Source organism: Bacteroidota bacterium (assembly GCA_020402865.1).
GTDB lineage: Bacteria > Bacteroidota > Bacteroidia > Palsa-965 > Palsa-965.
In genome coordinates, this window is the sequence record JADBYT010000029.1 from 1 (window position 1) to 10,945 (window position 10,945).

Sequence of the window (10,945 nt, forward strand, 5' to 3'; positions counted from 1 at the left end):
AACCGGTTGCGTAAACACGCAGACACTACTTGTAACTGTTAACCCACTTCCTCAGCTAACAACTACGAGTTCAGTTCCAGCGATCTGCATCGGCGATCAGGTTACACTTAATGCAACTGGTGCCAGCACGTATGTTTGGAATCCGGGCAACCAGAGTGGAGCATCAGTTATTGTATCACCTACATCTACAACTACGTATACCGTAACTGGTACGAATGCCTTAACAGGTTGCGTAAATACGGCCACTTTATCAGTAACTGTTAATCCACTTCCACAGCTTACGCTTACAAGTTCAGTTCAAGCTATCTGTATTGGCGATCAGGTTACTCTTAATGCATCTGGTGCCAGCACGTATGTTTGGAACCCGGGAGCACTCAGCGGTGCTGTTGTAAACGTATCTCCTGCAGCAACTACAACCTACACTGTGATAGGAACCAACTCTCTAACTGGTTGTATCGGCACACGAACCATTACTGTTACTGTAAACAGTGTGCCGGTTGTTGCACTTGGAGTTGATACAACAGTATGCGGCGGTCCCTATGTACTTGATGCACAAAATTCTGGTTCAGCTTATCTCTGGAGTAATAACACCACTGCACAAACACTTAGTGTAACCACTACAGGTGTTTATGGAGTAATCGTTACAGATGCAAATGGCTGTTCTTCGGAAGATTCAGTTTCGATAACCATCAATGCACTGCCAGTTGTGAGCCTCGGTGCTGATACCAGTGTTTGCGGACCACTTGTTCTTAATGCAGGAAACGTAGGAAGCACCTACCTCTGGAGCTCTGGCGATACTTCGCAAACAATAGCAGGATCAGCAAGCGGAACTTATGCCGTTTTAGTTACTAATTCGCTGGGGTGTTCTTCTGTAGATTCAGTTGCGCTCACTATCAATCCACTTCCCGTGGTAAGTCTCGGTAACGATATAAGCAGTTGTGCCGTTGGTCCCGTAACGCTTGATGCAGGTAATGTCGGCATGCAATATCTCTGGAGTTCCGGTAATACTTCACAAACCATTTTGGTGGGTATAGCCGGAAGCTACGCGGTAACAGTATCTGATTCACTTGGCTGCTCGGCTACCGATTCAGTGAACGTAAGCTTCACACAGCTGCCGACCGTAACGCTTGGCAACGACACCTCACTTTGTGGCGGTTCGCTTATACTTGATGCAGGCAACACCGGAAGTACCTACGCATGGAGCAACGGTGATACTACACAAACTATTGTAGTAATCGCTACCGCTCTATACGGTGTAACTGTTACCGATTCGCTTGGCTGTTCATCAACAGACTCTATATTGGTTAGGGTGAACACTGCGCCTGTAATCGTATTCCCACTTACACAAGATACCTTGTGTACGCTTGATACATTGTTTGCACTCACTGTTTCACCCGCAGGCGGTACATTCAGCGGTTCGTTCGTAACCGGTTCAAATTTTGATCCGGTTGCTTCTGGTGTGGGTACTTACACGGTTTACTACACCTTCACCGACACCACAACCGGATGTACCTCTACCGACTCAGCAACACTTGTTGTTGATGCGTGTACCGGTATTGCCGACAATGTGTTCAGCGAAACACTCTTCACCGTATATCCAAACCCGAACAACGGATTTTTTAATCTGGCGTTGACCAATACCAGTAATAGAGAAATCAGAATTCAGGTATACACTGTTTTCGGTCAAGTCGTGTATAGCGATATAGCTTCGGGTTTGAACGGCAATCTAATGCGCCAGATTGATCTTACTAACCTTGCAAACGGCGCTTATTATATAAGAGTAACTGTTGGAACAACTTCACAAACCATGAAGGTGATAAAGCAGGACTAATGTAACCGTCCGGTGATCCCCCTTCCCCCAATTCAAAAAAAATACTACATCGAAAAATTCTGCGGTAAAAGCTCCGCGAGCCTGTTCGCCGGATGCTTGATCAGTGATTGTGAGATAAAATCCTGCTTCTGATCAGGCCCTATAACTTTTTTTCGATTACATCTTTCAGCACGGTAATGTGTAATGTTTGTTCGGCAACGATGCGCTTATACTGTGCCAGTTCGGCTTCAAGTTCTTTGATCCGTTTGAGTTCGTTCACACTCAGTCCGGAATACTTACGCTGCCACTGATAAAATGTAGGCTGGCTGATGCCGTGCTGACGGCACAAATCAACAACCTTTACTCCTTTTTTGTGCTCTTCCAGTATCGCTACGATCTGGCTCTCGGTGAATTTTGATTTTTTCATACGCTCTCCGAAAGTTAGTAGTTTTGAGCGTAGCGGTTTTTAGGGAAGGCTTCAAATTGGGTGTGTGAAAGTGTAAGTTCAACGAGCGAACAACCGGTTTTTCCGAGAGACCTTTTTGCGGGTGTTTTCTTTATGTCGAAAACCTGTTTTTGAAAACGATAAAGCCGATCAGATTTTGATCGGCTTTATCGTTTTATTGAATGTATTGAAAATCAGCGATAACGATCCCGATGAAAAATCGGGATTGAAGGGTTTTACCGCAGGTCTCGCGGAGAGCGCGCCCAGAAAATTGAAAATTGCCTTTTGGAGTAAGTTATGTTACCCTGTTGTTACTCCATAGTCGCACTAACGGGCTGAAAACGCCTGATTTTGCTGTTTTTTCCTTTTATAAATAGAATCCAAACAGAAAATCCTGCACAAAAACAGTACAAACCAGAATCGTCCCCCCAAAAAAAGAAAATCCCCCAAAAAAACTAAAGAAGAATCAGTACCCTGCTTACCCCTTCACAATTTCTTTCAACGCGTCCACCCATTCATCGTTGCTGTTGAGGCTGGGCACAAGCTGCACTTTTTCGCCGCCATGTTCTTGCAGCAGCTCATCGTATTCCGTGCCTATTTCGTGAATGGTTTCCAGACAATCGGCCACGAAAGCAGGCGAGAAGGCGAGAATTTTCTTCACGCCCTTTTTACCAAGTTCTTCAATTACCTTGTCGGAATACGGCTTTACCCAGGGCGTACTGCCTAAGCGCGATTGAAAGCTGATCGTGTAGCGGTCTTCGCTGATGCCGAGATTTTTTGCGAGTGTGCGTGCGGTTTGTACGCAGTTGGCGCGGTAGCAGTAGCGGTTGCCGCTGTGCAGTGTTTCGCAGCAGGCGCCAAATTTGCATTCGCCGCTGCCGTAATTGGCATCGCCCTTGGTAATTTGCCGCTCGGGAATGCCGTGGAAACTAAACATTACGTGGTCGTAATCGTGGTGGTTGTACGGCGCGGCGGTGGCGGTAAGGGCTTTGAGGTAGGCCGGATGATCGTGAAAGCGGCTGATGATTTTTACATCGGGTGTAATTTCCCATTTGCCAATTACTTTCATCACCGCTTCAATGGTAGAACCGTTTGCGGCCGACGAATACTGCGGATAAAGCGGCACCACCACAATGCGGTCAACTAAGGCTTTGCGCAGCACATCGAGCGCCGTTTCGAGTGGCGGATTCTGATAGCGCATACCAAAGGCCACCACGTAATCATCGCCCAATGCCGCCTGAAGTTTTCGCGTGAGCGCAAGCCCGTGTATGAGCAGCGGCGAGCCTTCGCCTGTCCAGATATGGCTGTACAGCTTTGCCGATTTGGGCCCGCGAAATGGTGCGATGATAAGATTGACCAGCGCCCAGCGGCCTATCGGGTTGATGTCTAATACGCGGCGGTCGCTGAGGAATTGGCGCAGGTAGCGGCGTACATCGGGAGTGCGGGGACTGTCGGGCGTGCCGAGATTGACTAGGAGGATGCCGGTTTTCATTTTCAGCAAATAGACAAACGGCAGGCGGTTTTGTTTGCGTGCCGGTCTTTATAATTTGTAAAAAGGCGCAACTCAGTGCTGCGCCTTTGGTTGGTGTGTTGGTTAAATATTCAGCGGACGTTTTGCACTTGCATCCAGGCAGGCTTCCTTCAACGCTTCGCTGAATGTGGGATGGGCGTGGCTCATTCGGCCCACGTCTTCGGCGCTGGCGCGGAATTCCATGGCCACCACCGCTTCGCCAATCATGTCGGCGGCGCGGGGGCCGATGATGTGCACGCCGAGGATTTCGTCGGTTTGCTTGTCGGCAAGCACTTTTACGAGGCCGTCGGTGTCCATGCTGGCGCGGGCACGTCCGCTGGCTTTGAAGGGGAAGCTGCCCGTTTTGTATTCGCGTTTGCTTTCCTTGAGCTGCTCTTCGGTGTAGCCTACGCCTGCCACTTCGGGCCATGTATAAACCACGCCGGGAATGAGCAGGTAGTTTACGTGCGGCTTTTGTCCGGCAAGCTGTTCGGCCACATACACGCCTTCTTCTTCGGCTTTGTGGGCCAGCATGGCGCCGCGTACCACATCGCCAATGGCGTAAATGTTCGGCACGTTGGTGCGCAGATGATCGTCAACCGCCACGCGGCCGCGCTCATCAACTTTTACACCGGCGTTTTCGAGTCCGAGGTTATCGGTATAAGGACGGCGGCCAACCGATACAAGGCAGTAATCGCCTTCGAGGGTGAGGATTTCGTTTTTCTTGAGGTCTTCGGCCGTAACAGTTACAGTTTTGCCTTTGCTGCTTACACCGGTTACTTTATGGCCGAGGTAAAATGCCATGCCCAATTTCTTGAGCACTTTCTGCAATTCCACACCCATTGTGCTGTCCATGGTGCCAATGATGGAGTTGGTAAATTCCACTACACTTACTTTCGCGCCAAGGCGTGCATACACCGAACCAAGTTCAAGGCCGATTACGCCGCCGCCAATAATTACGAGGTGTTTGGGCACTTCCTGAAGTTCGAGTGCTTCGGTGGAAGTGATGATGCGTTTTTTATCGATGGTAATGCCGGGCAGGGTGGAGGGCTTTGAGCCGGTGGCAATGATGGTGTTTTTGGCACCGATTTCGGTGACATTGCCATCGTCGGCCGTAATTTTTACGGTGGTGCTGTTTACAAACGAACCGTGACCGGTGTATGTGGTGATTTTGTTTTTCTTCATCAGAAACGCCACACCGGCTGTGGTTTGTTTCACCACATCCGATTTGCGTTTAATCATTTGCGCCATGTTTACTTTGGGCGCAGGAATTTCAATACCGTGCTCGGCAAAAGTGTGCGCCGCGTTGTGAAAATGCTCCGACGAGTCGAGCAGTGCCTTGGAGGGAATGCAGCCTACATTGAGGCAGGTGCCGCCCAAAGTGGCATAGCGTTCAATAATGGCAGTTTTCATGCCCAGCTGGGCGCAGCGGATGGCGGCAATGTAACCACCGGGGCCGGAGCCAATTACAACAACATCAAATTGTTCCATAAAAACGGTGTGTGCCTGTTTGCTTCATTGCAACCCGGCAGCGTGCAAAATTAGGCATTTTTTGCAGGAAAGAGGAACAGGTATTTGCCTCAGATACAGCCCGGCGAAAGCCGGATTAAAGCCGGCAGGTATTAAATCGTGAAACCCTTGCAGGATAGTCTTATTTACGTAAAAGCCGGTCTATTTCTTTTAATACGGCTTCACGGTTTTTGCCAATTTTAATGAAGTTAGGTAGTTTTTCGACCATTGTTGTGAAAGCGGATGTCTGGCGCTCACGCAATTTTGCCGTTACATAATTTCTGATTTCACAGAGGTGTGAAATATTGTATGCCCAAAGTGATTTACCTTTCACGTCAGACTGCAGCCATAAGGGTAAATTGAAAATCGGGTCGCAAATACCGCTGTTGGTGTAGTATAAATAGTATTTCCGGTTTTGGGGTTGGCAGGTTCTTTCTGCTTTGCAATGCGGGCAGGTAATTACTAATTCGGCAACAGGTTGTTTATTATCAGGAATGATGATGCTGACGGGTTTGCCGCAGTTGTCGCATTGACGTTTTATTTCGGCATTGTATCTTATTCGTTCATCACGCATTTCCACATAACTACAATTCCTGCAGCTAAGTTTATCGCTGCCGGTATGAGAGGACTGGGTTGTGTTTACTGAAGCCATTCCGTCGCATTTGGGGCAATGCACCAGGAACTCATTCATATAGGAGTATCTGCTGGTAGCCGGACCTGAATATCGTTCGGGAGATTTACTCATTTGAGCTGTGCGGGTGTGGAATTAGCAGTCAGCTTACTGAACAGCAATATTTCGCCGCTTCCTTCTCAAATACCACCTCACAGCCGCCCAGCCGGTGGCAATTGCCGCTACAAAAAGCAGCAGCACGGCAATGTAATCGCCGAAACGCACATAGAATGTCTGGCCGGGTTGCGAGGCAATGCGTTGTTTAATGGCACGGGCAGTCCACCAGGGCTGCGGCTGTTCAATATTACCATACGGATCAATGAAGCACGAAATGCCTGTATTGGCTGAGCGGGCAATGGCTTTGCGTGTTTCAATGGCGCGCAGGCGGCCATAGAGCAAATGCTGTTTGTAGCCGGGCGTGTTGCCCCACCAGCCGTCGTTGGTAATAATGAAAATGTATTCGGCACCGTTGCGCACATATTCGGCCACGTAGTTTCCGTAAATAGATTCATAGCAAATTACCGGCGCCACTTTTCCGTTGGCCGATTCAAACACGGTGCGCTGCTTCTGTTTAGCCAGCGTGCCTGTAGTACCGCCCATGTTGATGGCCAGTTCGCCCAGAATGCCAAACACCGCAGGATAAGGCATTTGCTCCACGCCCGGCACTAATTTCGATTTGTGGTATTTCGTAAGTGCCTGCCCGTTTACAAATTGCAGGGCGGTGTTGTAATCTTCATACCAGATATTATCGTGCTTAAACTTCTTGGCCACCACAGAAGGTTTTTCATCAGGCCCGAACAAATACGAGGTTGACGCGCCAAACACAATTGTAGTACGCGGATAGGCTTTGGCAAATTCACGCACGCGGTTTACACTCCACGTATTGTCTATTTCATTCTCCCATAAATTTTCGGCAATAGCCGTTTCCGGAAAAACAATGAATCGCGTATTCGTATCCGCTTTTGAAGCAGCCAGCGCCAGCATGTTGTTCAAATCCTCCTGGTAGTTGCCGTTGAATTTTTTGTACGGATCCACATTGGGCTGTACCACCACCACATCAATGCCTTTGGGCTGCATGGTTATGCTGCTCACATTAAAAAGCAGATACGAAACCACAATCGGCACTACAATGAGTAAAGTAACTGCAGTGGCGTGAATGATTTTTTTCTTCACCGGACGCAGCAGTGTGTTACGATGTACATACAACTCAAACAACAGTACATTTACCAGCAGCACCCACAAACTTCCGCCAAATACACCGGTATATTCATACCATTGTATCCATTTAAAATCTCCGGCAAACACATTGCCCAGTGTAAGCCACGGCCAGCTTAAATCCCAGTCGAGATGCAGGTATTCAAACGAAATCCACACCGGAATAAACACGAAATTTCCAAGACGCTCAGGCAGGTTGCGTTTCACTTTATGAAACACCATAAAAACCAGTGCCATCAACAGTGAGTTAGCCAGAAAAGCCAGCAAAGCGCCACCCGCCGACGAGTTCCACACCCACCATGTGGCAGCCACATTCCAGATCAGGAATGTAATGTAGGCATATACAAAAAGGTGCTTGGCGCGCAGCCGGTTATCGCCGCTTACAATATGCTGTACAAGCAGCAGTGGCAGAAAAGCAATAAACACAAGGGGCGAAAAACCCCACGGCGGCCAGGCCGCACTCAGCAGCAGGGCACTGGCAATAGAAAGCAACAGGAGTTTAAGGCGCATAATATCTTTGCTGCGTAAAGATAAAAAATTACCTGCGCTGCAAATTCTCCCGCCTGCGTTTATGTCCCGCTGCGTGTATGTGCGCTGTAAACCTCGTCAATTATGCCAAACTGCCTGGCTTCTTCGGCCTTCATCCAGTAGTCGCGGTCTGATACCTCGTTTACTTTTTCTTTTGTCTGACCAGTGTGCAGGGCAATAATTTCGTTCAGTTCCTGCTTGATTTTCAGGAATTCGCGCACGGCAATTTCCATGTCCGAAACCTTGCCCTGTGTGCCTGCCGAGGGCTGATGCAGCATAATGCGCGAGTGGGTGAGGGCGCTGCGTTTGCCCGCCGCACCCGCGCACAGCAGCACCGCACCAAATGAAAGCGCCACACCGGTGCAGGTGGTAATTACCTCGGGGCTTACATACTGCATGGTATCGTAAATGCCCAGCCCCGCATACACCGAGCCGCCCGGCGAATTGATGTACAAATGAATCGGCCGCTTTGAGTCGATTGATTGGAGGAAGAGCAATTGTGCCTGAATAATATTGGCCATCTGCTCATGCACTTCTTCGCCTACAAAAATGATGCGGTCCATCATGAGCCGCGAAAACACATCCATTTGCGTCATGTGCAGCGGACGTTCTTCAATAATGTAAGGCGTAATGGCTTGCGGCATCATGCGTTTGAAATAGCCATCGGTGTGCAGTGTGCCGATGCCGTGATTGTGCAGGGCATAGCGGCGGAACTCGTGAGCGAATCCGTTCATGTGAAAAATGTTGAAGTGAAAGTGTGTAAGCAATACGCTGACTCTCCGCACCGGCGATGCAGCAGCACGTATGCTCAGCTGATTGTAAAACGGGTTATGCGCGGCCGAAAATGCGCATTACTTTGCGTCTGAAATTTTCGTGTGCGGGTGCCGAAAACAGGTGATCGTGCACGGCTTTTACTTCGGCGCGGAGTTGCTGCCGGGCCGATGCCACTACAAGTGCGCAGGCGGTGTGCAATGTTTCTGCTTCCTGCCTGAAGGCATCGTCGGTAAGCAGGCGGGCGTCAAACAACTGCTGCTCGCCGTGCGGCAGGCGGCGGTGCAGGCCTTCTTCCAGGTAATGCAGCTTATTCGGTGAAGTGCGCATAGGTAAGTTGTTTTTCGTTTACTACTTCGCGCACTTTTTCGAGGCATTTGTATTTCTGCACCGTGGCCGAGCGCGCGCCCGAAAAGCCGAATCCGGCGGCAATTTCGGCAGGCTTCTGCTGCTCGAAGTAAAAGGCGCGCAGCAGTTGCATGCAGCGTTGTCCTACGGCAGCCAGTAGTTTTTCAATGCGGCCGGCTGATAGTGTTTCGGCCGGTGTTTCTGCTTCATGCAGCAGTTCGTGGCCGGGCTGCCGGTGTTGTTTCTGCTGCTGTTGCTTCAGCCAGAGGTGGCGCACAATGCCGTAGAGGTAGGCTGCTTCTTTCCCTTCGGCCACATCAGCCTGAAGCAGTTTGCGTTCGTAAAACGCCACCACCGCCTGCTGAAACAACTCGGCTGCATCCTCATAGCTGCCGCCGCGCCGCTTAATGTAGTTTGCCACATCCGGAAATGCTTCCTGATACAGCCGCGTAAACAATTCGCGCCGCACCAATGCTGCCGTGGGGGTGAGTGTATCGTTCATTATTTCCCTTTTATACCAAGTGCCGTTATGCACACAAAGATCACCACAAGTTCTGCATTAATTTTTGAAACACCTGATTACCAGCGCCGGAAAATGAAAATAGCCGGTGTGTACATTCACACACCGGCCAGCGTTTCAGCAGGGGATCTGCTGTGCAGAAATCGTTGGATTTATTCTAAATCCGAGACATCTATTTCGGTGAGCACAGCATCCACAAAATCTTCATCTTTTGTTGGTTGGTTGGGCATATCCTTGTCCAACTCATCATCAAGCTCCTTGTCCGAAACAGGCTCGGCATTCATTATCTCTTCATCTTCCTTGTTATACGTCATATCGGCCGTTTCGGTTCCATTATTTGCTTTTATGGCCAGAATAGCCAGCTGGCGGGCTCTGCGCGAGTGGTGCATGGCGCGGAGATAACGGCCCTGCAGGTAAAGGCGGCGTGCATAACGCTGGTGCGCAATTGAGCGGGCCAGGTTACCGGTATAAACTTTGTTTTCCTTTACTTTTTTCTGCGCCACCAGAATCACCGCAGCCGTGCGGCGGATCACACGGCGGGCATGCACTTTTTCGGCGCGGCGCGCAGCCGGACGGTTTGCCCGCGGGCCACGGTTGCCGCGGGGGCCGGGTTGGGCATCAGCTTCGGCAAAGGCAAGTGTGCCGGCCAGTATGAATAAGAAGAGGAGCAGGCGGGAAGTGCGCATAAGTGTGTGGTTTTATGGGTAAGTCTCCTTTTGACGTCGGGATAGAGCAAAGGTTTATTCTATGGGAATTAATCTTTTTCTTCTTTGGTTCTTGATTTGAATACATTGCCAGTAGCAATTCCACCAATTGAAAAAATAACCCTTTCAGTTAATCCGGGAATGGGTGTTGAATTATCAAGAGGAAAATAACTTCTGCCCTCGAAAAAAATGTTAAAATCATTTAGTGGTATGTTCAATTTTACACCTCCTCCGAGAATGTTACGGCTGAAATTTGAGCTGCTGAGTACTAATTCTTCCAATGATTTGCCACCATTCCTGTTTTCATATATGTAGATATAATTAATCTGAGGGCTGATATTTACACCCACTTTCCCGAAATCAGTATTGTTAATGTATCCGATTTGAAAACCGGCATTCAGGTTGAAGTTCCTGAAACCCGTGTTCAGCGGTGATATACTGCTTTTCAGATTAAAATTAACTGTTGAAGCATCAAAGAACCATGAGCGCATAAATCGTGCATTCTTATCTTGTCCACTTTCAGAAACGGTGATTACTCTCAAGCCCAGAAAAAATTGAAATTCATTATCTATGAAAGCCAGTTTTTCAAGTCCGAGCGAATCGCCCGATATGTAATTTTTTTTAAGAAAGGGATTGTACTTGAATAGTGTTAAAAGCGTGGTGAATTTATCATTGCCTTTTTTGGTCTGCCTGTCTTTTAGAGCTAAATTCCAGTCGAATGTTACCTGACCAGATGTAGATGAATTAGCCAAAGTAAATTCATACATATTGCCTCCCCCAACTCCGGATATCGCAAAGGTATTTACTCGAGGATTAAAAATCATTCCAATAGGAGAAGGCTGTTGAGCACTTAATCCTCCAAATGAAAAAAGTGCAAGGAAAATTGCAGGTGATATTATTTTCATGATATGTAAG

The 10,945-nt window shown here is 48.7% G+C and carries 11 protein-coding genes; 1 reads left to right on the forward strand and 10 read right to left on the reverse strand.

What is annotated here, in order from left to right; genetic code table 11:
• Positions 1–1,831: T9SS type A sorting domain-containing protein (locus tag IM638_17730; protein MCA6364876.1), on the forward strand; the 1,831-nt coding region annotated here is incomplete at its 5' end.
• A 139-nt stretch (positions 1,832–1,970) separates the two neighbouring features.
• Here the strand turns inward: IM638_17730 and IM638_17735 are convergent.
• From IM638_17735 to IM638_17780, 10 genes are all read right to left on the reverse strand, one after another.
• Positions 1,971–2,237, reverse strand: a complete 267-nt coding sequence (locus IM638_17735; GenBank protein ID MCA6364877.1) for a transposase — start codon at positions 2,235–2,237, stop codon at positions 1,971–1,973.
• A 496-nt stretch (positions 2,238–2,733) separates the two neighbouring features.
• A complete protein-coding gene (gene hemH / locus IM638_17740; GenBank protein ID MCA6364878.1) occupies positions 2,734–3,747 on the reverse strand; it encodes a ferrochelatase in 1,014 nt (337 codons plus the stop codon).
• A 102-nt stretch (positions 3,748–3,849) separates the two neighbouring features.
• Positions 3,850–5,256, reverse strand: a complete 1,407-nt coding sequence (gene lpdA, locus IM638_17745; protein ID MCA6364879.1) for a dihydrolipoyl dehydrogenase — start codon at positions 5,254–5,256, stop codon at positions 3,850–3,852.
• A 160-nt stretch (positions 5,257–5,416) separates the two neighbouring features.
• A complete protein-coding gene (locus IM638_17750; GenBank protein ID MCA6364880.1) occupies positions 5,417–5,965 on the reverse strand; it encodes a hypothetical protein in 549 nt (182 codons plus the stop codon).
• An 87-nt stretch (positions 5,966–6,052) separates the two neighbouring features.
• On the reverse strand, positions 6,053–7,669 hold the full coding sequence (gene lnt / locus IM638_17755; protein MCA6364881.1) for an apolipoprotein N-acyltransferase: 1,617 nt from the start codon (positions 7,667–7,669) through the stop codon (positions 6,053–6,055).
• Positions 7,670–7,728: 59 nt separating this feature from the next.
• On the reverse strand, positions 7,729–8,421 hold the full coding sequence (locus IM638_17760; protein ID MCA6364882.1) for an ATP-dependent Clp protease proteolytic subunit: 693 nt from the start codon (positions 8,419–8,421) through the stop codon (positions 7,729–7,731).
• Between the two features lie 94 nt (positions 8,422–8,515).
• On the reverse strand, positions 8,516–8,788 hold the full coding sequence (locus tag IM638_17765; protein MCA6364883.1) for a hypothetical protein: 273 nt from the start codon (positions 8,786–8,788) through the stop codon (positions 8,516–8,518).
• Positions 8,769–9,308, reverse strand: a complete 540-nt coding sequence (locus tag IM638_17770) for a sigma-70 family RNA polymerase sigma factor (protein ID MCA6364884.1) — start codon at positions 9,306–9,308, stop codon at positions 8,769–8,771. The genes IM638_17765 and IM638_17770 overlap by 20 nt, the downstream gene beginning before the upstream one ends.
• A 170-nt stretch (positions 9,309–9,478) precedes the next feature.
• A complete protein-coding gene (locus IM638_17775) occupies positions 9,479–10,012 on the reverse strand; it encodes a hypothetical protein (GenBank protein ID MCA6364885.1) in 534 nt (177 codons plus the stop codon).
• Positions 10,013–10,080: 68 nt separating this feature from the next.
• Positions 10,081–10,935, reverse strand: coding sequence for a hypothetical protein (locus IM638_17780; protein MCA6364886.1), 855 nt, complete (start codon positions 10,933–10,935; stop codon positions 10,081–10,083).
• Between the last annotated feature and the right edge of the window lie 10 nt (positions 10,936–10,945).